This is a genomic window from Streptomyces fildesensis (genome assembly GCF_016107395.1).
GTDB classification, from domain to species: Bacteria; Actinomycetota; Actinomycetes; order Streptomycetales; family Streptomycetaceae; genus Actinacidiphila; species Actinacidiphila fildesensis.
This window is the reverse complement of the sequence record NZ_JAAIKO010000049.1, coordinates 18009-41365: the sequence shown is the minus strand read 5'-3', so window position 1 is coordinate 41365 and position 23357 is coordinate 18009. Positions and strand designations below refer to the sequence as shown.

The window sequence follows — 23357 nt, the reverse complement described above, 5'->3', positions numbered from 1 at the left end:
GCGAGTGATGGACACGGCGACGGTGCGGGCGGTCAACGCGTTGACGGCGCGGTGGGCGGGGGTGGCGGTCACGCCGGGAAAGGGCACCGCGTTCAGCGCGGTCGGCGTCTGGCCGTTGCTGGCCTTCCTCGGCGGTGCGGCGGACGGCCCGGCCCGCGCTGAGCTCGAGCAGGCGCTCGGTGTGCCCGCGCACCGCGCCATCGAGCACGGCCGCGCGCTGCTGGAGGCGCTGGGCGCGGCCGACGGCATCGACACGGCACTGGGCGTCTGGACGAAGCGGGAGGTGCCGCTGCGCGAGGACTGGGTGGAGCGCCTTCCGCCCACCGTCGCCGGCCGGCTGACCGGCGACGCGGCCATGGACCGCAAGGAACTCGACGCCTGGGCCGCACGCAACACCGGCGGTTTGATCGAGGAGATGCCCGTCGAACTGGAAGCCTCCACGCTGATGGTGCTCGCGAGCGCGCTGTGCGTGCAGACCAGGTGGCAGCAGCCGTTCACGCCGACCACTCTGCAGCCAAAGCGCGGCCCCTGGGCGGAGCGCAAGGTCGCGGGGCTGTCCAGGTCCGGCTCCGACCTGGCTTTGCTGGGCCTCGCGGCGACCCCGGCCGGAGCGCTCACCGTCCTGGACGTCCAGGGTGCGAACGGCATCGACGTCCGGCTGCTGCTCGGCGAGGAGACTGCCGGGGCCGGTGACGTGCTCCGGGCGGGTACTGAGGTGCTGGCCGGGGCGCACGAGGTGGTACCCGGCGGGCGGCTGGCCGAGGGCATCCCGGGTCCCGGGATCGCGATCCAGAAGATCACCAGCTTCAGCTCCGACCCGCAGCTGTACACGACGACCGCGGCCTTCACCGTCAGCGACGACCACGACCTGCTGCAGCGAGCGGAGTTGTTCGGCCTCGACGCGGCCCGCGACACGAGCCGCGGTCACTTCCCGGGGGTCAGCGAGGTGCCGCTGGCGGTGGCCGGCGCCCGGCAGTCGATCACGGCCTCGTTCAGCGCGGAGGGATTCCAGGCCGCGGCCGTGACCGCCTTCGCCATGACCGCGGGCGCGGCACCGCAGAAGAAGGCGAAGTTCGTGGCCGTGACCTTCGACCGCCCCTTCGGCTTCCTCGCCGTGCACCGCGCCACCGGGCTGGTGCTGGCCGCGGGCTGGGTCACCGACCCGCACGACGCGGTCGTCGACGAGCGGTGGAGCTGGTGACCCGGCGGGCGTGTCTCAGGCGTCCGTGAGGAGCAGCTCGCGCAGTCGCGCGCGCCGCTCCTCCGTACAGCCCAGGCCCTCGGAGAGATAGCGGTCGACGGAGCCCCAGTGCTCGTCGATGGTGTCGAAGGCGGCGGTCAGGTATTCCAGCCGGGCCTCGAAGAGCGGGCTGAGGAGCTTCATGATCTCCGGGTCGATGGCGGAGCCGGTGGCGCCGTCACCGCGCTGGACCTTGTAGCGGCGGTGGGCCGCGTTGCTCTCCAGGTAGTCGGCCTCGATATCGGCGCGGTCCACGCCGAGGGCGAGCAGGATGATCGCCATCGACGTACCGGCCCGGTCCTTGCCCGCGGCGCAGTGCAGCAGGGCCGGGACGGCGGGCTCCTCGGCGAGCAGTTCCAGCATGCGGCTGTGCTGGGCGGTGCGGTCCAGGATGAGCTGCCGGTAGGCGGTGGTCATCCGCTCGGCGCCCTTGCCGTCGCCGAGGGCGTCGCGCAGCGCGTCCAGGTCGCCGTCGCGCACGGTGTGCCAGAAGTCGGCTCCGTGAGCCGGGTCGCTGAGCGGCATGTTGATGTTCTGGACGCCTGGCAGATCGACGTCGGGGCCTTCCATCCTGATGTCGTCGGCGTTGCGGAAGTCGAAGATCGTGTGCAGACCGAGGGTGGCCAGGAAGGCCGCGTCCTCGTCGGTGGTGTGCGCGAGGTGACCGCTGCGGAACAGCTTCCCCGGCCGGACCCGGCGACCGTCGGCGGCGCGGAGACCGCCCACGTCACGGAAGTTTCGGACACCGGTCAGTACCGGCTCGGCACAGGTCGCGGTGCCGGTCCCTGCTTCGGTGTCGGTGGCGGGGGTCTGCGGCAGCTGCTGGGTCACCGGCGCTCCTTCGGGTCACGGCTCAGAGCTCGGGGCTGAACCTCAGCCGACGATACGACACCGGCTCCACCGACGTACCGGCCGGTATGTGTCCGCCGCGCCATTGCCTTCGGGTTCCGCCCGCGTAACGATGTTCGGACGTGATCGGAAAAGGGGAGTTCTGATGATCGAGACGGGCGGAACCGGGCGGCTGTGGCTGCTCTCGGGTCCCGGCAGCAGCTACGCCGTGCATCTGACCGAGCGCGACGAGCTGCTTCATCTGCACTGGGGCGCCCGCATCCAGCTCGCCGACGCCGAGGCGCTGGCCGCGGAACCGCTCCCTGACGGGAGCTCCTTCGAGTCGGCGCTCGACGGCCACGAGGAGTACCCCGTCGAAGGCGGCCCGCGCTTCGTCCGGCCCGCGCTCTCGGTCCGTGACGCCACGGCGCGCGGTACCGAATGGTGCTTCGAGGAGGCCGAGACCGAGGACGACGAGCTGCGGCTGCACTTCCACGACTCCGTCCACCATCTCGACCTGACGCTGCACTACCGGGTCCGCGCGGGATCCGACGTCGTCGAGCGCTGGACCACCGCCACCCATGTGGCCAACGGACACACCGGCGCCGTCGAGTTGCTGCGCGCCGATTCCGCCGCCTGGACCCTGCCGGAACGCGACGGCTGGCGGCTGTCGCACCTGCACGGCCGCTGGGCGGCCGAGACCCGGCTGGCGAGGACCGCACTCACCGCCGGTGAGAAGGTGATCGGCAGCCGGCGCGGCCACACCGGCCACCACCACCTGCCGTGGATCGGCCTCGACGCGGGCGACGCGGGCGAGGAGCAGGGCGAGGTGTGGACCGCCGCGCTGGCCTGGTCCGGCTCCTGGCGCATCGCCGTGCAGCAGCTGCCCGACGGCCGGGTGCAGGCCACCGGTGGCGCCGGGCACGACGACGCGGGACTGGTGCTGCTCGAGCCGGGGGAGTCCTTCACCACCCCGGTCTTCGCCGGGCTCCACACGGACGGCGGCTTCGGCGCCGCCAGCCGCGCCTGGCACGCCTACCAGCTGGCCCATGTGATCCCGGACGCCGGGCAGCCGCGGCCGGTGCTCTACAACTCGTGGGAGGCGACCCGCTTCGACGTCGGCGAGGAGCAGCAGCGCGAACTCGCCCGCCGGGCCGCGGCGATGGGCGTCGAGCTCTTCGTCGTCGACGACGGCTGGTTCGGTGCCAGGACCAGCGACCGCGCCGGACTGGGCGACTGGACCGCCAACCCCGACCGGTTCCCGAACGGGCTCAAGCCGCTCGCCGACGATGTGCACGCCCTCGGCATGCGGTTCGGCATCTGGGTGGAACCGGAGATGGTCAACCCCGACAGCGACCTGTACCGAGCGCATCCGGACTGGGTGCAGCACCACACCGGACGACGGCGCACCGAGTTCCGCAACCAGCTGATCCTCAACCTCGCCCGCGAGGACGTGCGCGAGTACCTGTGGGAGCAGTTGGACGCGCTGCTGCACAGCGCCCCCGTCGACTACGTGAAGTGGGACTTCAACCGGTGCTTCACCGACGCCGGCTGGCCCGGTGAGCCGTACCCGCAGCGGCTGTGGGTCGACCATGTGCAGGGGCTGTACGGGCTGCTCGACCGGCTGCGGGCCGCACACCCCGGCGTCGCCTTCGAATCCTGCTCGGGCGGCGGCGGCCGGGTGGACCTCGGGATCCTGTCCCGTACCGACCAGGTGTGGACCTCGGACAACACCGACCCGCTGGACCGGCTGCCGATCCAGCACGGATTCAGTCAGCTGCACCCCGCCCGGGTGATGGCCGCCTGGGTCACCGACAGCCCCAACAGCATGCTCAACCACCGTGCCAGCAGCCTGCGCTTCCGCTTCGTGAGCGCCATGGCCGGGGTGCTCGGCGTCGGCGGCGACCTGACGGCGTGGAGCGAGGAGGAACTGGCCGAGGCCAAGGACTGGGTCGAGCTCTACAAGGCGATCCGGCCCGTCGTGCAGTACGGCGACCTGTACCGGCTGCGCGCGCCCGGAGACGGCGGGCTCAGCGCCGTGCAGTACGTGCGCGGCGACGAGATCGTCGTCCTCGCCTGGCTGCACTCCCAGTCCTTCGGCGAACCCCAGCCGCCGCTGCGGCTGCGCGGCCTCGACCCGGCGTCCGCCTACCGGGATCCCGCCACCGGAACCGTGCACCGCGGCGCCGTGCTGGCCACCCGCGGACTGCGGACGGGGCTGGTCGGCGACCTGGACGCGGCCGTATTCCGGCTGCGCGGAATATGACCTCGTGTTCTAAATCACGCCACGTCAACCCCCGGTTACGATGGCGTAGGTCACTTCCGGAAGGGGAGTATGGGCTGCCGTGGCTGACGATTCGAAAACAAACAACAGTGGCGCGATCGGGTCGTACACCGCGGTGGGGGACAGCTTCACCGAGGGCGTCGGCGACCCGGGTCCTGACGGCGCTTTCGTCGGCTGGGCCGACCGCCTGGCCGTTCAACTCGCCGATCGGCGCCCCGAACACGACTTCCGCTATGCCAACCTCGCCGTGCGCGGCCGGCTGCTCGACCAGATCGTGGCCGAGCAGGTACCGCGCGCCAGGGAGCTCGCACCGGACCTGGTGACGTTCTGCGCGGGCGGCAACGACATCCTCCGGCCGGGCAGCGACCCGGACGACGTGGCCGAGCGGCTGGAGGCGGCGGTCGCCGACCTCACCTCCTCGGTCGGCACGGTGCTGATCTGCACCGGCTTCGACACCCGTGACGTCCCGGTGCTGCGCCATCTCCGCGGCAAGATCGCGACGTACACGGCGCACGTCCGGTCGATCGCGGACCGCCAGGACTGCCCGGTGCTCGACCTGTGGTCGCTGCGCTCGGTGCAGGACCGGCGGGCGTGGAGCGGCGACCGGCTGCATCTGTCCCCGGAAGGCCACACCCTGGTCGCGCTGCGCGCGGCGCAGGTGCTCGGCCTTCCCGTGTGCGCCGACCCCGAGCAGGCCTGGGAGCCGGAGCCGGTACGGGCTCCGGGCGAGGTACGGCGCGACAACATCCACTGGGCCCGCGAGCACCTGGTGCCGTGGATCGGCCGCCGGTTGCGCGGCGAATCCTCCGGCGACCACGTCGAGCCCAAGCGGCCCGACCTGCTGCCGCTGTAGGCAGCGGGCGGGAGTTGCGGGCCCTCGGCCTCGGCCTGCGGGCCGTCGTCCGTAGGCCGGCCGGCGGCGGCGGTGCGGGGACGGTCAGGGGTGGCGGAGGGCGGGCAAGCAGGGCAGCTCGGCCCAGACCACGCGCCCCTCGCCGTCCTCGGCCGGGCCCACTCCCCAGGACTGCGCCAGGACGCTGACGAGCAGCAGTCCGCGACCGCACTCCTCGTCGACATCGGCGGTGCGGGTGCGCGGCTCGGTCCGCCCGTGCCCCTGGTCGGTGACCTCGACGCGTAGCACCCGGCCCAGCGCCAGCAGTGAACAGGTGATCTTCTCGCTGTCCGTGTGGCGGACGGCGTTGGTGAACAGCTCCGTCACCACCAGTCCCGCGTCGTCGGTGACTTCGAGATCCACACCCCAGTCCCGCAGACGCGCGCGGACGCGGCCGCGCGCATCCGCCACGGAGGCGTTCTGCGCGGGAAGCCGGAAGACGTCATAGCGGCCGGGATGGGTCGGGCCGTCATGACGCGCTACCCGGAGAGCGTCTTGGGAAGCAGCCACTCCGCAACTATGAGGGTCGCGCCGAACACATGGCAAGGTCCGATCTGTAAATTACACAATCGTCTGTACGGTCTGTTCGGTCCACTGACGGCATGGCACACTGCCTACCACCGAGGGAAGTTGGAGGAGGAGGCTCGTGGCGGAAGCACGGCCGGGAGGCGCCCCGACCGTACTGCGGGTGGTGCTCGGCAAACGACTCCAGGACCTGCGGGAGAAGGCGGGCCTCTCCTACGAGCAGGCCGGCCTGGCTCTCGATGTCACTCATGCCACGATCCGCAGGATGGAGAAGGCCGAGGTCGGCCTCAAACTGCCCTACGTCGAGAAGCTGCTGCAGACCTACGGAGTCACGTCTCCCACCGAGGTCAGCGGCTTTCTCGCGCTCACCCGCGAGGCGAACCGGCCCGGCTGGTGGCACCGCTTCCGTGACGTCCTGCCGGAGTGGTTCAGCGCCTTCGTCAGCCTGGAGGGCGAGGCCAGCATCATCCGCGCCTACGAGCCGCACTACGTGCCCGGGCTGCTGCAGACCGAGGAGTACACGCGTGCGGTGCTGTGGGCCGGCCTGCCGCACGCCTCCGTCGACGAGATCGACCGCCTGGTGGCACTGCGCCTGGAGCGCCAGGCGCTGCTCACGCGGGAGAAGGCACCCCTGCTGTGGGTCGTGATGGACGAGACGGTGCTGCGCCGTCCCATCGGCGGCGTGGACGTCATGCGCGCCCAGATCGCGCACCTGGCCGACCTCACCGAGCTCCCCAACGTCCGGCTGCAGGTCATGCCGTTCACGGCCGGCCCGCACTCCGCGATGTACGGGCCCTTCCACATCTTCCGGTTCGAGATCCAGGAACTCCCGGACATCGCCTACACCGAGAGCCTGATCGGCGGCGCGTACTTCGACGAACGCGACGACGTGTCGGCCTTCCTGGAGGCGCTGGACCGGATGTGCGCGCAGGCCGCGCCGGCACAGAGCACCAAGGCCATCCTCGGTGGCATTCGCAAGGAGATCTGACCCATGGGTCGCATATACAACGGCATGCCCGCGAAGGACCTCGGTCACGAGGGCTGGCGGAAGCCGTGGAGCGGCGGCAACGGCGGCAGCTGCGTCGAGGCCAAGAAACTGAACGACGGCCGGGTGGCGCTGCGCCAGTCCACCGACCCCGACGGCCCGGCGCTGATCTACACCGATCTTGAGATCTCCACATTCATCCGGGGCGCGAAGGCCGGCGAAGCGGACTTCCTGCTGTGACTGCCCCGACCGTGCCGAGTAACGCCGCCGTTGTCGCGGCCGAGCGAACAGAACCGAACCGGAGGACGGCGTGACCGATCAGGGATTCCCCGCCGAGAAGATAGACACGGGCCGGCCCCACCCCGCCCGCATGTACGACTTCTACCTCGGGGGCTGGGACAACTACGAGGTCGACCGGGAGGCCGCGCAGCGCGTCATCGACGCCGTCCCCGACATCATCCCCAGCGCCCGCGCGAACCGGGACTTCCTCCGGCGGGCCGTCGGCTTCCTGGTGGACAACGGCATCCGCCAGATCATCGACATCGGCACCGGCATCCCCACCTCGCCGAACACCCATGAGGTCGCGCAGGGTCTCTCCTCCGACGTGCGGGTCGCCTACGTCGACAACGACCCCATCGTCGCGACCCACGCCGGAGCCCGGCTGACCGGTTCGGGGAACACCGGCTTCTTCCTGGGCGACGTGCGCCGGCCGCGCAGCATCCTGGACCACCCGACCATCAGTGAGCTGATCGACTTCGACCAGCCGGTCGCCGTGCTCCTCGTCGCCGTACTGCACTTCATCACCGACGCGGAGGACCCGGCCGCCATCGTCGCCACCCTGCGCGACGCGCTGCCGGACGGCAGCTACCTGGTGCTGTCGCACGCCACGGCCGACTTCCACGGCGGCAGCTTCCCCGAGGTCAGCAAGATCTACAACAAGGCCACCGCGACCATGAACGTGCGGCCGCACAAGGAGATCGAGCCGTTCTTCGACGGCTTCACGCTCCTGGAACCGGGCCTGGTGCAGGTGCCCTTGTGGCGCCCGGACACCCCGCTCCCGGAACCGGCGGAGCTGAGCCGGATCGGCTTCTACGGCGGGGTCGGCCGCAAGGGCTGAGCAGGTACGAGGGTCAGGGCGGGCCGGACACGTGGGGCCGGGTCGGCCGGGATCCGCTCCAGAACGCCGCCCGCGAACGTGTCGTACAGCGGCAGCGACTCCAGATGGACGTAGCCGATGTGGCACTCGCAGACGGCGAGCGGGCACGCCCGCGGCCGCAGCGCCCTGCGGTACGAGCCGTCGTAGAGACTGCCGAGCTCGGCGGGGACGAAGTGACAGCGGCGGACGGTGCCTTCGCCGTCCACCGAGATCACCGACTCGCCGGTGCGGCAGGGCAGCCCCGCGCTGCGGTGCGGATGGCGGCTGTAGGGGAAGAGCGGGTCGATGGCCGTCCACTCGTCCGCCTCGGCGTCGGTGTACGTGTGACCCTCGGCCGCGTTGATCCACAGGTAGACATGCGCGGGGAGATCGGCGCGCAGCCGCCGGGCCTCGACGAGGTGCTCGGGGAGGCCGACGACGCCCACGCTGTGCCGGACCGAGCGGTCCGCCAGATCCCGGCACTTGCCGAGGAACCGGTCGTACGGCGTCTGGCCGGGGTGGTACGTGCACCACAGGGCGAGGGTGCCGGGGTCGGCGTCCTCCAGCCAGTCGGTGCGGCAGCTGAGGTTGGTCTGGATCGCCACCCGCCGGATGTGCGGCAGGTGGCTCAGCTCCGCGAGGGTGCGCCGGTACCAGGAGCGCACCAGGCCCTCGCCCCAGGGCGTGAAGAGCAGCGACAGCCGGTCACCCGTCTGTGCCGTGGCCCAGCCGGCGAAGCGCTCCAGGGCGGCGCGGTCGGCGCGCAACTGCTCGCGGCTGTCGCGGCGCTTGGCGAACGGGCAGTAGGGGCAGTCGTAGTCGCAGCTCGCGAGCGGGCCGCGGTAGAGGATCGACAGATCCATCGGGGTCTGCGAGACATCTGGGTTGTCCGGTTGGGGCTTCATTTCGCGTCGTACTCGGCCATGAGGGCGCGGACGGGGTCCGAGAACAGCGCGGGGCCGACCGCGTCGGAGTGCGCCAGCCCTTCCGCGGACAGCCGCAGCCGCTCGGGGGCGGCCGCACCGTCGAGCCAGCCCGCGGCGGCGAACCGGCCGAGTTCGACGGGGAAGTCCTGCTCGGGGCCGGTGCCGAAACGTGCCCGGTAGTCGTCCACCGGCATGCCCTCGGCCTGGAGCAGCGACTGCAGCAGATGGCGGCGGCGGGGCTCGTCCCCGTTCATCCGCCGGCCGAACTCGGCGACGGCGAACTGCTGGGCGGAACGGGTGGTGTAGTCGTCGATGATCGACCGGATCTCACTCATGCCGACCGCGTAGTCGAACGAGTAGTGCAGTGCGGAGGTGTACGAGCGGGCGCCGCAGCCGAGGCCGATCATGCCGTCGGTCTGGCACGCGTAGTCCTCTCCGCCGGTGGCGGGCGCGCCCCGGCGGCGGAACATCCGCATCGACACCTGCTCGTAGCCCCGGTCGAGGAGGTGGTCACGGCCGAACCGGTACAGGCGCAGCCGCTGCTCGTCCCAGGCCGTCTCCGCGTCGGCCGTTCCCGCGCCGGTGCCGGTGTCCGTGCTGCCGCCGAGGCGGCCGAGGCCGGTCAGCGGGCGTACGTAGAGCGGATAGAGGTACAGCTCCTCGGGCTGCCAGGCGAGCGCGGCGTCCAGGGACCGTTGCCAACTGCGCTCGGTCTGACCGTCGATGCCGTAGATCAGGTCGATGTTGAGGACGGGGATGCGGGCGTCGCGGATCCGGGACAGCGCCGCCTCGACGTCGGCGCGCCGCTGCGGGCGGACCGCCGCGCGCGCCTCGGTGTCATCGAAGCTCTGCACTCCGAGGCTCAGGCGGGTCGTGCCGCGGTCGGCGAGGACCGCCAGCCGGTCGGCGGTCGCCGTGGCCGGCGACGCCTCGACCGACAACGGGATCGCCCGCAGGTCGGCGCCCATGCGCAGTTCGGCGATGTCGCAGAGCCGCTGCAGCTCGCCGGCGTCCAGGAACGTCGGTGTCCCGCCGCCGAAGGCCGCCGCCGCGAAGCGCGGTTCGCCGCCGGCCGCGTCGAGCGCCTCACGGACCGCGCCCGCCTGGCGCTCCAGGGCGTCGAGATAGCGGGTGGTCAACCCCTCGGGGGCGCCGATCCGGGTGAAGAGGTTGCAGAAACCGCACCGCACCTCGCAGAACGGTATGTGGGCGTACAGGGAGAGCGTGCCCACCGGTTCGCCCGCCCACAGGTCACGCAGTGGTGGGCGGTCCTCCAGCTTCCGGTACGCGGTCTTGTGCGGGTAGGCATAGACGTAGCTCTCGTACGGCCGGGTGCCTGTGCCTGTGCCTGTGTCGATGGAGGTCGCGGGGTCGATCGTCGTGGTGCTCATCGCTGTGCCTCGGCCTCAAGGAAGAAGTGGGCGTAGGGGACGGTCCAGACGGCCTCATGGCCGAGCCGGTGGCCGGTGAAGCCGTCGTCGCCGTACGTGGTGCCATGGTCGGAGCAGACGATCGCGAAGCAGCGGCGGCGGCTGCTCGCCGCCGTGAACAGCCGGCCGATGTGCCGGTCCACGTACTCCAGCGCGGCGGCGTGCGTCGCGCGGGAGTCGCCCGCCTCGCGGGTGGCGCCGGGCAGATGGAACCAGTTGGGCTGGTGCAGTGCCGAGACGTTCACGAAGAGGAAGAGCCGCTGCTCGTCGGGCAGCCCGGCGACGACCTCCTCGGCGCGGGCGATCTGCGCCTCGAAGGAGGTGGGGGAGGGCACGCCGAACTCCGGCTCCCAGTGGCTCTCCTGGAACATCCCGGGCAGCACGGAACCCAGTGGCGCCTGTTTGTTGAAGAAGCCGACGCCGCCGATGCACACCGTCCGGTACCCGGCCGCCGCCAGACCCGACACCAGGTCCGGTGTGTCGAACACATAGGTGCCGTCCGCTGTCGTCTCACTGCCGGCGAAGCGGGCCGCGAAGAGCCGCGGATGCGGTCCCGGGGTGGCCGGAGTCGGCAGGAAACCGGCGAAGATGGCCTGGTGGGAGGCGTAGGTGAAGCTACCCGGCGCATGCCGCCGCTCCCAGCCGCCGGTGGGCAGATGGGCGGCGAGATGCGGGATCCGGCCCGCGGCCGCCAGCTCCTGGGCCACGTCGTAGCGCAGCGTGTCCAGGGTGACGAGCAGCAGGTCGCGACTGCCCACGATCTCGTTCATCTCAAGCGGCGGCTGTGGCACGGTGGCGCTCCCTGCGTAGAACGGCGGCCACCTGGGCGGCGTAGGTGTCCTGCTCCTCGGCACCGCTGCCGGGCAGGCCCGTCAGACGCGGCAGCAGGTCGCCGAAGGCGTTGACCTCGCCGACGGCGAAGCGCCGCCAGCCGGTGCCGGGCAGTACGTCGACCCCGACGCAGAGTGTCCCGGGGAAGCAGGCCGCGGCCTGTTCGGCGATGCCCGTCACCGTTTCCCAGCCGAGTCCGGCCGCTTCGGTGGCGGCGCGCGCCGCCGCGAGGTCCCCGCGGGCGCCGCCGAGATGGAGATTGGTCATCGGGGAGCGGCTGGTGCGCACCACCGCGTGGGTCGCCCTGCCGTCCACCACGACGACCCGCAGATCGGCGGCCCTGCCGTGCTGCGCGGCCTTGGGCAGCCAGCGCTCCACCTGCAGACCGTCCCCGGCCAGCGTGTCCACCATGGGGGCGACCTCGCGCTCGTCCTCGTAGCGACGTACGCGCAGCGAGTTGAAGAGCCGTCCGTCGGTGGTCCGCTCCACCGACGTCGTCGCCCTGAGCCGGCCGGGCCCGCCGAACTCGAGGGCGATCACGCCCGACGCGGACGAGCCGTGCGCGGGCTTGACGAAGGCGCGCGGCATGCGCGCCGCGCGCAACTGCTCCCTGAGGTCGTCCCAGCCGTGCACGGGCGCGGTGAGCGCCGGCGGTACCGGAACGCAGGCCGCCAGCAGCCGGGCGTGGCAGCGCCGCTTGTCGAACAGCACGGCGACGTCCTGCGGATCGTCGAGCAGGGTGGCGCCCGCCTCCACCGCGGCCCGCGCCACCTCCCGTACCGCGTCGGTGAACCGCCGGTACCAGACGGCACTGCCCTCGACTCGGGTCGGATCGCCGCCGCCGCGCAGTGCTCGGTCGACCTCGGGGTCCTCGCCGGGGGAGTCCACCCGCACGACCTCGCCCGGCGTGAACCCGTACGCCCCGCGCAGCACATCGCGCCAGGCCACGATCCGGGGCGCGGGGAGCCCAGCGGCCCGCACGGCGTCGGCGAACATCGTCACCCGGCGGTTGCCGGGATTCCCGACGACGGCGAAACGGACTTCGGAGCGGACAGCGGAGCTACTCGGAGACGGCGACATAGCGCCACTCCTCGTCATCGCCCTCATCCTCCGGGCTCTCCTGCTCGGAGAGGTCCACCGTCACCCCGGCGGCGCCCAGTTCACTGCTGACGCGCTCCATGACCGCGTCGCTCAGGTAGTGGTGACTCAGGTCGAGACGGGTCAGATGGGTGAGCGGCTGACCGCCGAGCAGGGCGGCAGCACCTTCGTCGCTGAGCACACCCATCGAGAGATCGAGCGAGGTGAGCTGGGCGACGACCGGGGCGGCGGCCACGGCCGCGGCGATCTCGTCCTGCAGTTCGCTGTTCTGCAGCCCGAGATGGCGCAGGGCCGGGAAGCGGCCGCCGGCCAGCAACGGGGCGAGGTCCGCGACCGTGGAGTCCCCGCCGTACTCCTCGACGCCCAGCCACAACTCCAGGTGTTCCAGGGCGGGGAGCTCGCTCGCGGCCACCGCGCGCACGACGTTTCCCGGCAGCCCGCCGGACTCGAACCGCAGCACGCGCAGCGCGGTGTGCCGCACGGGGGCCAGGACCAGGGCGTCGTCCCCGGTGTTGCCGCCACGCACGCCCAGCTCCTCCAGGAGCGGGAAGGCCTCCAGCACGGGCGTGATGTCGGCCATCAGCAGCCAGGAGATCTCGCAGGACTCGCCCTCCACATCGGCGAGGAACAGCGCGCGCAGACCGGGCAGCCGGGCCGCGTCGGCGACGATCAGCTCCACCACCGGGCCCAGACTCGTGTAGTCGCCGTCCCACCATGATCCGATCACCAGGGCGGTGACCCGCTCGGTGTCCACCGTGTCCAGGAAGCCGCGCCACAGTTCGGGGAACGCCGCGTCGGCGCCGTAGCCGCATTCCAGCCCCCAGGCGACGCTGTCCGCGGCCGGGAGGCCGGATGCGGCGCCGACCGGATGCGTCAGCGTGTGAACCGGCAGGCCGGCGAAGGTGTCCCTCATTCCGCCACCGCCGTGAAGCGGTGCACGACACCGTCGTTGTTCCAGCTGCGGCCCGGTTCCGACAGGTCGACCTCGACGCCGGCGGGCACCAGCGTGTCGCGCAGGCGTGCGGCGATCGGGTCGCTGAGGAAGTGGTGGTGCAGGTCGAGCCACTGCAGATGGGTGAGCGGCTGGCCTTCCAGCAGCGCGGTCGCACCCTCGTCGGTGAGAACGCCCAGGGACAGGTCGAGGGAGCTGAGCCGGGCCACCACCGGAGCGGCGGCGACCGCGGCGGCGATCTCGTCCTGGATCTCGCTGTTGCGCAGGCCCAGATGGTGCAGCGCGGGGAAGCCGCCGCCGGCCAGGATCGGGGCGAGATCGGCGAGGGTGGCGGTGCCGCTGTACTCCTCGACGCCGAGCCACAGTTCCAGATATTCCAGCGCGGGCAGCTCGCTCGCCGCGATGCCTCGGACGACCTCGGCGGGCAGACCGCCGGCCTCGAACGTCAGGGTGCGCAGGTGCTCGTGCCGCACCGCCGGGAACAGCAGGCCGGTGCCGCCACGGGCGCCGAACTCCCGCAGCTCCGGATAGGCCGCCAGGACGGGAGTGACGTCGGACTGCTCGATCCAGGAGATCTCGGCCTGCTCCTGCTCCAGGTCGCCGATGAACACGGCCTCCAGTGCGGTCAGCTGGTCCTTGGCGTCGACGAGGTCCTCGACGATCCCGGTGGAGTCGTCCTCGTAGGCCTCGCCCCACTGGCCGATGATGATCGCCCGCACCCGGGAAGGATCCACCGTGTCCAGGAACCGGTCCCAGACATCCCCGAACTCCTCGTCGGAGTCGTCGTCGTAGGGATCCGCGGCGAGCCGCCAGGCGACGGTCTCCGGCGCGGGCAGTTCGTCCTTGCTGTCGGGCCCGGGGAAGTCGAAGGCAGGAAGGCCGTGCAACTCCTGCAGATGCTCTACGGCTGACATGACGCTGGTCTCCTGACACGGGCGGGACTGGCCTGACGACTGATCTGGGCAAAGTTCTACCAAGCCGCACTGACAACGCGGACGGCGGGCGTTGTCAGACCGGCCACGTAGCTTCTGGACATCGGCGGCCGCAGGGTGCGGACGGCGGAGGGGAGCGTGCTGTGTACCGGCAGGGGGACGTGTTGATCATGCCGTTGGAGGCGGGGGAACCGCCGCGCGGAGTCGAGGCGTTGGCGCGCCAGCCACGGGACGGACGGGGACGGCTGGTGCTCGCGCTGGGCGAGGTGACCGGTCACGCGCACGCGGTCGTCGGGCCCGGCACCCTGGTCCGCGAGCCCGGTCCGTTCGGTGACGCGTTCCTCCATCTCCCGGACGGCGGGCGGGTGGTGCACGAGGAGCACGCGGCCATACCGCTGCCCAAGGGCTGGTTCCGGGTGGTGCGGCAGCGCGAGTACGCGCCCGGCGCCGTGCGCGTCGTGGCGGACTGAGGTGCGCGGCGGTGCCGCGCGACCGGCGGGGGGAGTTCAAGTGACCGAGGACGAGGGGCGGGGACGGACGGAATGACGACGGCACTGGAGACGGCGGCGCGGTGGCGGGCGATCGCGGCGGAGACCGGGGCGGCGGACCGCGCCGCGGCGGAGGCGGGGATACAGCTCGCGTACTGGCAGGCCGGACTCCCGGCACCGGAGCGCGTGGTGTGGACCGGCTCGCCGCTGGAGGCCGCCGCGACCGCGATGCGGCTGGTGGCTGAGGACGGAACGGGGCGCTGCGTGCGGGACGCGGTGCGCACCCGCCCATGGGCGGCGGAGCGGCAGCGCCGGCATGCGGCGCTCGGACCCGCGGGCTGGGCCGAGCGGTGGGCACTGACGGGCGGCCAGCTGTGGGACTCGACGGCTTCGCTCGCCGACCGGATCCGCGTGGGTGTGGTGGAGGCGCTCAGCGAGGAGCCCGCGGACGCGGCCGCCGTCCGCCTGGTGCTGCTGGACGCGGTGCTCGGCCAGCAGGACGCGGCGTGGCTGGCCGCCTTCGACGAGGAGGCCGGGACGCTCGAAGGCGTCTCGGCGGTGGCCCGCGCCGCCGGCTGGTGGTGGCCGTACGAGCGGGTCGTGGTGATAGCGGAGCGGCCGGTGGAACTGCACCGGGACGAGGCGGGCCGGCTGGACCGGGGCGACGGGCCCGCGCTCGCCTTCCCCGACGGCTTCGCCCTGCACGCCTGGCGCGGTATGCCGGTGCCTGCCGCGTTCCTCGCCGGCCTCGCGGACCTCACCCCGGCCCGGATACGGACCGAGGAGAACGCGGAGCTGCGCCGCGTGATGCTGGAGTACTACGGCTACGACCGCTACCTCGCGGAGTCAGGTGCCAAGCCGGTGGCCCGGGACGAGACCGGGATCCTGTGGCGCATCGAGCTGGACGACGACGAGGCGGTGGTGATGGTCGAGGTGGTCAATTCCACCCCGGAGCCGGACGGCACCCACCGGACGTACTGGCTGCGCGTCCCGCCGCGGACCAGGACCGCCCGGGAGGGCGTCGCCTGGACCTTCGGGCTGGACGCGGACAGCTATCTGCCCGAGCGGCAGACCTGAGCGGGTGAGGAGAGGCCGGGTGATTTGCCTCTCAGACAAAACATTTGCCCGAGAGGCAAGGGATGCTGTTCCATCAAGGGCATGGACACCGATATCGCGTCCGCGGAGACGCTGGTCCTCGCCCCCCGGCTGAAGGAACAGCGCCGCCGTACCGGCCTCACCCTGGAGGCCGCCGCCCGGCGGCTCGAACTCTCCGCCGCGCATCTGTCGCGGATGGAATCCGGGCTCCGGCAGCCGTCGCTTCCCGTACTGCTCGGGCTGGCCCGGCTGTACGGCACGACCGTCTCGGACCTGCTGGGGGAGACGACCGCCGAACCGTTCCCCATCGTACGCGGCGACAGCATGGCACCGGTGCCCGCCGGAGGCTGGACGTACTGGCGGGCCGGCGGCACCGGCCGGGCCATGCAGGCGCTGCGGGTCCATGTACCGCCCGAGGCGCAGGACCGGCTGGTCCGCGTGCACCCCGGTGAGGAGTGGCTCTACGTCACCGGCGGCCGGCTGCGGCTCACCCTCGGGGAGAACACCCATCTGCTGGACACCGGCGACGCGGCGCACTTCGACTCGCTGGTGCCGCACCGCCTCGCCGCCGCCTCCCCCGAAGGGGTCGACCTGCTCTTCCTGCACACCCTCATGCAGAGCGAGGCGGCCGGCCTGTGCGTCACCCCGCAGGACACGCAGGACCCGAAGAGAGCGGATACCCCGAAATGAACGACACCGCCCCCACCGAAGCCACCCCCAGCGGCACTGACGGCACCGGCACCACCCCGGTCCGTGCCGCCGTCACCAACACCGCCACCGGCCGCCCGCGCCACGAACCGCTCGCCCCGGAGCTGCGTACCAGCGAGGGCAGCGAGCGGCGCAAGGAACGGGCCGTGGTCCTGCGCGTTCTGGTCTACGTCGTCGTCGCCCACCTGCTGGCCGGATTCGTCTGGCTGCTGTTCGTACTCGGCGCGCACGGCAACTGAGCCGCACCGTCACCAGCCGCGCTTGGCTCCCGACTCCGTGAGCGTGACGCCGCTGAACTCGGTGATGAAACCGGCGCCGAGGGCCCGGGACGGCGTCTGCGACCCGTGCGGCAGACCGGCGAGCCGGGGCATGATCCGCAGCACCGACTCGACGGTCAGCTCGTAGCTGTTCGGCATCGTCACCGTCGCCTGCGCGCTGCGCCCCTCCGGGTCGCTCGCCCGCGCCCACGCCTCGGAACGCGTTCCGGCCAGCGCTTTCGCGCTGGGTCCGCGCACCAGCGCGCCGACGGCGGCGTGGGCCAGGATCCGCGCCGGTCGCAGCCGCATCACCTTGCTGAAGGCCGCGGCACCGGGCGGCAGCGGCATGTAGGTGGTGATGTTGGGGATGGCCGTCGAGTGGAAGGCGGTACTGACGTCACCCCAGGGGATGGAGGTGACCATCCGCGGTCCCGAGGGGAACGCCGCCCTGGTCCGGCGCCAGCCCATCGGCACCGCGCTGATCGTGCCGTCGATACGGGCCCGCCCACCGTCGGGCAGCCCCTCGATCGCGGTCCTGGCGGTGCCCGGGCTGGCGGTCCCGCCGACCAGGATCGCCAGGTCGAGACGGTTCGCGGCGGGCAGGGCCGCGGCGACGGTGGCGGCCAGGCAGTCGGTCGGCACGACGTCGAAGCCGGCGCCCGGCAGCAGGACGACCTGGGCGGCGCGGGCCTGCCCGTCAAGGGCGTGCAGCTGCTCGAAGACATCGATCTCGCCGGTGATGTCCAGATAGTGCGTGCCGGTCTCGATGCAGGCGAGCGCCATCGGCAGCGCCGTCGCCGAGAACGGCCCCGCGCAGTGGGCGACCGACTCGACGCCCTCCAGCGCCCGCCGCAGCGCGACCGGATCGGAAAGGCCGAAAATGCGGTGCTCGAGACCGAGTTCCGCCGCCAGCGGCGCTACCTTGGCGATGCTGCGGCCGGCCAGTACCACCCGTTCACCACGGGCCGCGGCCCGCCGGGCGATCAGGCGTCCGGTATATCCGGTGGCGCCGTACAGCATCCAGGTCATGGAACACGTCCTTCCTGAGAGCGGTCCGGCGTCCCGCCGCCGGTATTGCAGTGTGTCGTACGTGGCCGGGCATGCGAGGCTTGGCCCGTAACCGAACGAAACCAGGAGGCCCCCATGACTGCCGAGGCATCAGACCAAGAGGCGACCGAGGCGACCGAGGTGCCCGGCGCTGCGGACGCGTCCGCCGCGGCCGAGCCGGCCGAGGACGAGGTCAAGCGCAAGTTCCGTGAAGCCCTGGAGCGGAAGCGCGGAGGCAACCAGAGCGCCGCTGCCGCCGGCGGCGGACCGGACAGCTCGAAGATCCACGGTGCCCACGGGCGAGCCGGCGGACAGCGCGAGTTCCGCCGCAAGAGCGGTGGCTGATCCGTACGACCCGTACCCCTCCTTGCCCACGGCCGCAGGGCGGGCTCGGCTTCCCGAGCCTGCCCCGCGGCCGTCGGGGATGTGCCTGACAGGGATGTCCGGACGATCCCCCTCGTCCTCCGGGGGAAGCAGGCGGGCGGCGTAGGGTCGGGCGGGTGACGACGAATCCATTCTTCAGCCCGAGCCCGCTTCCGTACGAGCTGCCGCCGTTCGCCGAGATCCGCGACGAGCACTATCTCCCGGCGTTCGAGCGAGGTCTCGCGGAGCAGCTGGAAGAGGTCGCGGCGGTGGCGGGCAGCCAGGAGCCGCCCACCTTCGAGAACACCATCGTGGCGCTGGAGCGATCCGGGGCCCTGCTGCGGCGCGTCAGAAACGTGTTCTTCAACCAGTCCTCGGCCGACACCAACCCGGCCGTGCAGGAACTGGAAGCGCAGCTCAACCCGCGGCTCGCCGCGCACAGCGATGCGATCCACCTGGACGCCGGACTGTTCGCCCGCGTCGCGTCGCTCCACGACGACCGCGCCGAACTCGGTCTGGACGCGGAGTCGTTGCGGCTGCTGGAGCGGTATCACACCACCTTCCTGCGGGCCGGCGCCCAGCTCTCCCCCGAGGACCAGCAGCGGCTGCGTGAGCTGAACGCCGAACTCGCCACCGCCGCCACCTCCTTCCAGCAGAACGTCTTCGACGACACCCGCGACGCGGCCCTGGTGCTGGACGGCCCGGAGGAGCTCGCCGGGCTGTCGGAGGACGCCATCTCGACCGCCGCCGAGAACGGCCGGGCCCGCGGGCACGACGGCAAGTACGTCATCAGCCTGAAGAACTTCTCCAACCAGACGGAGCTCGCCTCCCTCGACAACCGCGAGGTCCGCGAGCGGCTCCTGGAGCGCTCGCTGGGCCGCGGCGCCAAGGGCAACGGCAAGCTCGCCGTCCGCATGGCGACGCTCCGCGCCGAACGGGCCGCGCTGCTCGGGTACGACAGCCACGCCGCGTACGTCGTCGCCGACCAGACGGCGCTGACCACCGACGCCGTCACCGGCATGTTGCACCGGCTCGTCCCGCCGGCCGTCGCCATGGCCGAGCGGGAGGCCGCCGCACTGGCCGCGGTGAGCGACACCGGCCCCATCCAGGCCTGGGACTGGGCTTACCGCTCACAGCAGGTGCGCAAGGAGCGGTACGCCTTCGACGCCGCCGTCATGCGCCCCTACTTCGAGGCCGACCGGGTCCTGCACGACGGGGTGTTCTTCGCCGCCTCGCAGGTCTACGGGCTGCGATTCACCGAGCGCACCGACCTCGTCGGCTACCACCCCGACGTCCGGGTCTTCGAGGTGTCCGAGGAGGACGGGACGCCGCTGGGCCTCTACCTCGCCGACCTCTTCGCGCGCGGTTCCAAGCGCGGCGGGGCCTGGATGAACGCGCTGGTCGGCCAGTCGGGACTGTTCGGCACCCGCCCGGTCGTGGTGAACAACCTCAACATCGCCAAGCCCGCCCCCGGTGAGCCGGCGCTCCTGACCTTCGCCGAGGTCAACACGCTCTTCCACGAGTTCGGGCACGCGCTGCACGGGCTGTTCTCCGACGTCCAGTACCCGTTCTTCGCCGGGACCGCGGTCCCCAGGGACTTCGTCGAGTACCCGTCCCAGGTCAACGAGATGTGGGCGCTGCGGCCCGAGGTGCTCGCCAACTACGCCAAGCACCACGAGACCGGCGAGCCGCTGCCGGCCGAGCTCATCGAGCGGATGGCGGAGGCCGACGCGTTCGGCCAGGGCTTCAGGACCGTCGAGTACCTGGGCGCCGCGCTGCTCGACTGGGCCTGGCACACGATCGCGGCCGGCAGCGACCCGGGCGACGCCCAGGCGTTCGAGGCCGAGGCGCTCAAGGCGGCCGGGATCGCCGTCCCCGCGATCCCGCCGCGCTACCGGTCGACGTACTTCTCCCACGTCTTCTCGAACGGCTACAGCGCGGGCTACTACTCCTACATCTGGAGCGAGGTCCTGGACGCGGACACCGTCGACTGGTTCGAGGAGAACGGCGGCATGCGCCGGGCGAACGGTGACGCCTTCCGGCGGGAACTGCTCTCCAAGGGCGGCAGCGTGGACTCCCTCACCACCTACCGCAACTTCCGCGGCCGCGACCCGAAGATCGAGCCGCTGCTGGTGCGCCGGGGGCTGCTGCCCGCCTAGGGCCCGCGGTCGCCGTCAGACGGCCGCTCCCGTCGCCCGCCGGGCGTAGGCGCGTACGTCGGCGTCGGTGTCGTCCGCGGCGGCGGCCAGGGCCGCAAGGACAGGTCCCGGGCCGCCGCCGTGCGGGAGCAGCGCCAGGACGACGGCCTTGCGGACGTCGGCGTGCGGGTCGCGGACGGCGGCCAGCAGGGCGGGCAGCGCGAGCGCGGGATCCGCGGCGCCCAGCGCGGCGGCGGCGCCCCGGCGGACCTGCCAGGCCGGGTCATCGAGGGCGGCCGCCGCCGCCGAGTCCAGCGGCGGCGGGCAGCACGCCCCCGCCAGCGCCTCCAGGGCGGCGGCCCGTACCAGCGGATCCCCGTCCTGGATCAGCCCCTTCAGCGTGGGCAGCGGCCCGTCGGCCGTCCCCGGGCCCTTGGCCACCGCGACCCGCACCTCGCGGGAGGGATCGGCGGCGGCGCGCGCCAGGACGTCGACGGCGTCGACCGACAGCAGGGCGCGGACGGTCTCGATCCGCACCTCGATGTCCGGGTCGTCCAGCGTGCCGCCGAACAGCGCAACGTTGGTCCGCCCGTAGCCGGCGGCGGCGCGCGGCGGCCACCGGTGCGGTGTGCTCACGGGTGCGCTCGGCGGGCATCGGGCTCTCCGGTCTGAGGTTTGCGGGCTGGTCCGGTTTGCGGTCTGGGGTCTGCGGTTCGGTGGCCGTGGCGTCGGTGCGCCGCGTTCCCAGGGACCATACCGAGGGTCGGGTCGAAGTGGTGCTGCCGTTGTGTTGCGCCACCAATCGGCCGGTGTGAACGCCCTTGACCTGCACGTTTGATAGTCGTGGCGGAAGATCTGCCACCGCGCGGCGCAATGAAAACGGGGTGCGGGGGAGGTGGCACGCGGGGCAGGATGCGGCATGAGCTGGCACACGACACACGATCTCGACGCGTTCCTGACGGCCGCGAGCGGCTTCCTGCGGGCACGCGCGGTCGAGAACACCGTACTGATCACCGTCGCCGAAGGGCTGCGGCACCGCGGCCTCGACGCGTACGGGGAGACCCCGCCGCTGTTCGGCTGGTGGCAGGACGCCGGCGGGACCGTCGCCGCCGCCTTCCTGCAGACCTCGCCGATGCCGCCGCTCCTGACCGAGGCGCCGCCGCAGGCCCTCGCGGAACTGGCGGGCGTGTGGGACGGGATGGGGCGCGCGCTGACCGGCATCCGGGGGGAACGGGACACGGCCGTGGCCTTCGCCGATGCCTGGCGGTCCCGTACCGGAGCGGCGGCCGAACTCGACAAGAACCTGCGGCTGTTCCGGCTCGGAGAGCTGGCACCGCCGGAACCCGCCCCGGCCGGCCGCGCCAGAACCGCGGGTACGGGCGACCGGGAGCTGTTGGCGGAGTGGTACGAGGCCTTCGCCGCCGAGATCGAGGAGCAGGGCCTGAACGCCGACACGTTCGTCGACGACCGCCTCAGCCATGGCGGCGTCACGGTGTGGGAGGTCGACGGCGCTCCCGTGGCGATGGCCGGAATCACCCGTCCGCTCGCGGGGATGGTCCGCGTCGTCGCCGTCTACACCCCGCCGGGGCACCGGGGCCGCGGCTACGCGGCCGGGGTGACCGCCGCGGTCAGCGGGGCAGCTCGCGACGCGGGAGTGGACGAGGTGCTGCTCTTCACCGACCTCGCCAACCCCACCAGCAACGCGCTCTACCGGCGGCTCGGCTACCTGCCGGTGCAGGACCATGTCGCGCTGACCTACGGTCCGGTGGTGGAATGACACCTCCGAGCCGAGGCGGCACGCTGTGAACCGGACCGACCGGCTGTACGCCCTGGTCGAGGAGTTGCGCGCGGTCGCACCCCGCCCGCGCAGCGCCCGGTGGCTCGCGGAGCGCTTCGAGGTGAGCAGCCGCACCATCGAACGCGACCTGAGCGCGCTGCAGCAGTCCGGCGTGCCGATCTACGCGGAACCGGGCCGCACCGGCGGATACGTCCTGGACAAGGAGCAGACGCTCCCGCCGCTGACCATCACCCCGGCGGAGGCGACCGCCCTCGCGGTGGGTCTGCACGCGCTGGACGGCACGCCCTTCGCCGGAGCCGCGCGCAGCGCGCTGCAGAAGGTGCTGGCCGTCATGCCCGCCCGGGAGCGCGCCGCGACCGGCGAGTTCGCCGACCGCGTGCACGTACTGGCCCGGGACGAACGGCGCGCCACCGTTCCGCGCGTCCTGCAGGACGCGCTCGCCAGCCGCCGCGTGCTGCGGCTCGCGTACGAGGACCGGGAGGGCGTGGCCAGCGAGCGGCTGGTGGAGCCGCTCGGGTTCCTCGGCGGCGAGCAGTGGTACCTCATCGCCTGGTGCCGGCTGCGTGAGGCGGTGCGCGGGTTCCGGATGGACCGGATCCAGGCGGTGCGGGCGCTGGACGAGACGGCGCCGCCGCGCCGGATCGACCGCACCGAGCTGGATGCGCTGGGCTGGGAGCTGATCGGTCTCGAGGGCTTCGCGGACCTGGTCGACGCTCTTCCCGGCAAGTCCAGTCCGGCGGCACTTCGTCAGCGCAACCTCGTCAACGCACGTCGTAGACGCACGTCGTAAACACCGACAGGATGGTGTCGCCGGCCCCTTCGAAGATGGTGATCACACCGAGAAGGAAGGCACGGACATGACCGTCGACCTGCACACCAGCACCACTGAGACCGCCGGCACCAATGGAACCATCGACACCACCGGCACCGATTTCCGTCAGCTCGGCACCGGACTCTTCGAGGACTGGACGGACGTGTGGAACGGCGACCTCGCCATCGCCGACCGCATCCTCACCCCCGGTTTCCGTATCCACTTCGGCAACGCCATTCCGCAGGCGGACACCGACGCCCTGCGCGGCCCCGGAGGACTCGTCCCGTTCGTCGTCGCCCACCGCGAGGCCAAGCCAGGCTTGGTCTACCGCATGCACGGCGTTCCGCTCGTGGACCTCACCGCCACGGCCGGCGGCGGTCCGGCGGGCCAGGTCTGCTGCCGCTGGAGCGCCACCCGTCCCGATCCGGACGGCGCGGGTGAGATCACGGTGAGCGGCATCGACACTCTGGCCGTTTCCGACGGCCTGATCACCGATGTGTGGTCGGTGAGCGGGAGCCGCCGCTTCGGGACGGACGCCTGACAAGGCAGAATTGGCAGGGTGACATCGACTGACCGCCCACCTGCTGGAGGTGC

General features: G+C 72.2%; 25 protein-coding genes. 15 read left to right on the top strand and 10 right to left on the bottom strand.

The features are described 5' to 3' along the window. Positions 1-7 precede the first annotated feature (7 nt). The gene (locus tag C6N31_RS36595; RefSeq protein WP_138358826.1) at positions 8-1201 is read left to right on the top strand and encodes a serpin family protein; all 1194 of its coding nucleotides are present in this window, start codon (positions 8-10) and stop codon (positions 1199-1201) included. Between the two features lie 15 nt (positions 1202-1216). Here the strand turns inward: C6N31_RS36595 and C6N31_RS36590 are convergent, their stop codons facing one another. Beyond that, positions 1217-2071 (bottom strand): tyrosine-protein phosphatase, encoded by an 855-nt coding sequence (locus tag C6N31_RS36590; RefSeq protein WP_381588975.1) that lies wholly within the window; start codon positions 2069-2071, stop codon positions 1217-1219. A 163-nt stretch (positions 2072-2234) separates the two neighbouring features. Here C6N31_RS36590 and C6N31_RS36585 point away from each other — a divergent pair, with 163 nt between their 5' ends. Both C6N31_RS36585 and C6N31_RS36580 read left to right on the top strand, forming a co-directional pair. After that, a complete protein-coding gene (locus C6N31_RS36585; protein WP_138358828.1) occupies positions 2235-4334 on the top strand; it encodes an alpha-galactosidase in 2100 nt (699 codons plus the stop codon). 79 nt (positions 4335-4413) lie between these two features. After that, positions 4414-5205 (top strand): SGNH/GDSL hydrolase family protein, encoded by a 792-nt coding sequence (locus tag C6N31_RS36580; RefSeq protein WP_138358830.1) that lies wholly within the window; start codon positions 4414-4416, stop codon positions 5203-5205. A gap of 84 nt (positions 5206-5289) precedes the next feature. Here C6N31_RS36580 and C6N31_RS36575 read toward each other — a convergent pair whose 3' ends face one another. Then, complete coding sequence (locus tag C6N31_RS36575) at positions 5290-5754, bottom strand: ATP-binding protein (RefSeq protein ID WP_138358234.1); 465 nt, start codon at positions 5752-5754, stop codon at positions 5290-5292. A gap of 136 nt (positions 5755-5890) precedes the next feature. Between C6N31_RS36575 and C6N31_RS36570 the strand changes: the two genes are divergently transcribed. From C6N31_RS36570 to C6N31_RS36560, 3 genes are all read left to right on the top strand, one after another. Then, the gene (locus C6N31_RS36570; protein WP_138358236.1) at positions 5891-6757 is read left to right on the top strand and encodes a Sco1979 family transcriptional regulator; all 867 of its coding nucleotides are present in this window, start codon (positions 5891-5893) and stop codon (positions 6755-6757) included. Positions 6758-6760: 3 nt separating this feature from the next. Then, entirely contained in the window at positions 6761-6994 is a 234-nt protein-coding gene (locus tag C6N31_RS36565) for a DUF397 domain-containing protein (protein WP_138358238.1), read from the top strand. Positions 6995-7064: 70 nt separating this feature from the next. Further along, the gene (locus tag C6N31_RS36560) at positions 7065-7871 is read left to right on the top strand and encodes an SAM-dependent methyltransferase (protein ID WP_138358240.1); all 807 of its coding nucleotides are present in this window, start codon (positions 7065-7067) and stop codon (positions 7869-7871) included. On the opposite strand, the gene C6N31_RS36555 is transcribed toward C6N31_RS36560, so the two are convergent. The 6 genes from C6N31_RS36555 to C6N31_RS36530 are packed head-to-tail and all read right to left on the bottom strand — an operon-like array spanning position 7844 to position 14040. Then, on the bottom strand, positions 7844-8752 hold the full coding sequence (locus C6N31_RS36555) for an STM4011 family radical SAM protein (protein ID WP_138358242.1): 909 nt from the start codon (positions 8750-8752) through the stop codon (positions 7844-7846). The two genes, C6N31_RS36560 and C6N31_RS36555, sit on opposite strands and share 28 nt — an antisense overlap. 38 nt (positions 8753-8790) lie before the next feature. Continuing rightward, entirely contained in the window at positions 8791-10206 is a 1416-nt protein-coding gene (locus tag C6N31_RS36550; protein WP_138358244.1) for an STM4012 family radical SAM protein, read from the bottom strand. After that, on the bottom strand, positions 10203-11015 hold the full coding sequence (locus C6N31_RS36545) for an STM4013/SEN3800 family hydrolase (protein WP_198359137.1): 813 nt from the start codon (positions 11013-11015) through the stop codon (positions 10203-10205). Before C6N31_RS36545 ends, C6N31_RS36550 begins: the two co-directional genes overlap by 4 nt. Position 11016: 1 nt before the next feature. Further along, complete coding sequence (locus C6N31_RS36540; protein WP_138358246.1) at positions 11017-12156, bottom strand: STM4014 family protein; 1140 nt, start codon at positions 12154-12156, stop codon at positions 11017-11019. Further along, positions 12137-13087: an STM4015 family protein gene (locus C6N31_RS36535; protein ID WP_138358248.1), complete on the bottom strand. Its 951-nt coding sequence runs from the start codon at positions 13085-13087 to the stop codon at positions 12137-12139. The genes C6N31_RS36540 and C6N31_RS36535 overlap by 20 nt, the downstream gene beginning before the upstream one ends. Then, the gene (locus C6N31_RS36530; RefSeq protein ID WP_138358250.1) at positions 13084-14040 is read right to left on the bottom strand and encodes an STM4015 family protein; all 957 of its coding nucleotides are present in this window, start codon (positions 14038-14040) and stop codon (positions 13084-13086) included. The genes C6N31_RS36535 and C6N31_RS36530 overlap by 4 nt, the downstream gene beginning before the upstream one ends. A 161-nt stretch (positions 14041-14201) precedes the next feature. On the opposite strand from C6N31_RS36530, the gene C6N31_RS36525 reads away from it, so the two are divergent. From C6N31_RS36525 to C6N31_RS36510, 4 genes are all read left to right on the top strand, one after another. Further along, positions 14202-14528 (top strand): DUF8820 family protein, encoded by a 327-nt coding sequence (locus tag C6N31_RS36525; protein ID WP_198359133.1) that lies wholly within the window; start codon positions 14202-14204, stop codon positions 14526-14528. An 84-nt stretch (positions 14529-14612) separates the two neighbouring features. Beyond that, on the top strand, positions 14613-15623 hold the full coding sequence (locus tag C6N31_RS36520; protein ID WP_381588983.1) for a DUF6745 domain-containing protein: 1011 nt from the start codon (positions 14613-14615) through the stop codon (positions 15621-15623). Positions 15624-15704: 81 nt separating this feature from the next. Next, positions 15705-16331 (top strand): helix-turn-helix domain-containing protein, encoded by a 627-nt coding sequence (locus C6N31_RS36515; protein WP_138358256.1) that lies wholly within the window; start codon positions 15705-15707, stop codon positions 16329-16331. Beyond that, the gene (locus C6N31_RS36510) at positions 16328-16588 is read left to right on the top strand and encodes a DUF6126 family protein (protein ID WP_138358258.1); all 261 of its coding nucleotides are present in this window, start codon (positions 16328-16330) and stop codon (positions 16586-16588) included. Before C6N31_RS36515 ends, C6N31_RS36510 begins: the two co-directional genes overlap by 4 nt. 9 nt (positions 16589-16597) lie before the next feature. Here the strand turns inward: C6N31_RS36510 and C6N31_RS36505 are convergent, their stop codons facing one another. Continuing rightward, a complete protein-coding gene (locus C6N31_RS36505) occupies positions 16598-17635 on the bottom strand; it encodes a saccharopine dehydrogenase family protein (RefSeq protein ID WP_138358260.1) in 1038 nt (345 codons plus the stop codon). Positions 17636-17749: 114 nt separating this feature from the next. On the opposite strand from C6N31_RS36505, the gene C6N31_RS36500 reads away from it, so the two are divergent. Both C6N31_RS36500 and C6N31_RS36495 read left to right on the top strand, forming a co-directional pair. After that, the gene (locus tag C6N31_RS36500) at positions 17750-17998 is read left to right on the top strand and encodes a DUF5302 domain-containing protein (RefSeq protein WP_138358262.1); all 249 of its coding nucleotides are present in this window, start codon (positions 17750-17752) and stop codon (positions 17996-17998) included. A gap of 155 nt (positions 17999-18153) precedes the next feature. Next, positions 18154-20175: a M3 family metallopeptidase gene (locus tag C6N31_RS36495; RefSeq protein WP_198359132.1), complete on the top strand. Its 2022-nt coding sequence runs from the start codon at positions 18154-18156 to the stop codon at positions 20173-20175. Positions 20176-20190: 15 nt separating this feature from the next. Here the strand turns inward: C6N31_RS36495 and C6N31_RS45320 are convergent, their stop codons facing one another. Continuing rightward, the gene (locus C6N31_RS45320; RefSeq protein WP_269287685.1) at positions 20191-20790 is read right to left on the bottom strand and encodes a HEAT repeat domain-containing protein; all 600 of its coding nucleotides are present in this window, start codon (positions 20788-20790) and stop codon (positions 20191-20193) included. Positions 20791-21073: 283 nt separating this feature from the next. Between C6N31_RS45320 and C6N31_RS36485 the strand changes: the two genes are divergently transcribed. The 3 genes from C6N31_RS36485 (at position 21074) to C6N31_RS36475 (ending at position 23304) form a co-directional block, all read left to right on the top strand. Then, positions 21074-21931: a GNAT family N-acetyltransferase gene (locus C6N31_RS36485; RefSeq protein WP_138358268.1), complete on the top strand. Its 858-nt coding sequence runs from the start codon at positions 21074-21076 to the stop codon at positions 21929-21931. Positions 21932-21956: 25 nt separating this feature from the next. Beyond that, positions 21957-22742: a helix-turn-helix transcriptional regulator gene (locus C6N31_RS36480; protein WP_138358270.1), complete on the top strand. Its 786-nt coding sequence runs from the start codon at positions 21957-21959 to the stop codon at positions 22740-22742. Between the two features lie 67 nt (positions 22743-22809). After that, the gene (locus C6N31_RS36475) at positions 22810-23304 is read left to right on the top strand and encodes a nuclear transport factor 2 family protein (protein ID WP_138358272.1); all 495 of its coding nucleotides are present in this window, start codon (positions 22810-22812) and stop codon (positions 23302-23304) included. Positions 23305-23357: the final 53 nt, after the last annotated feature.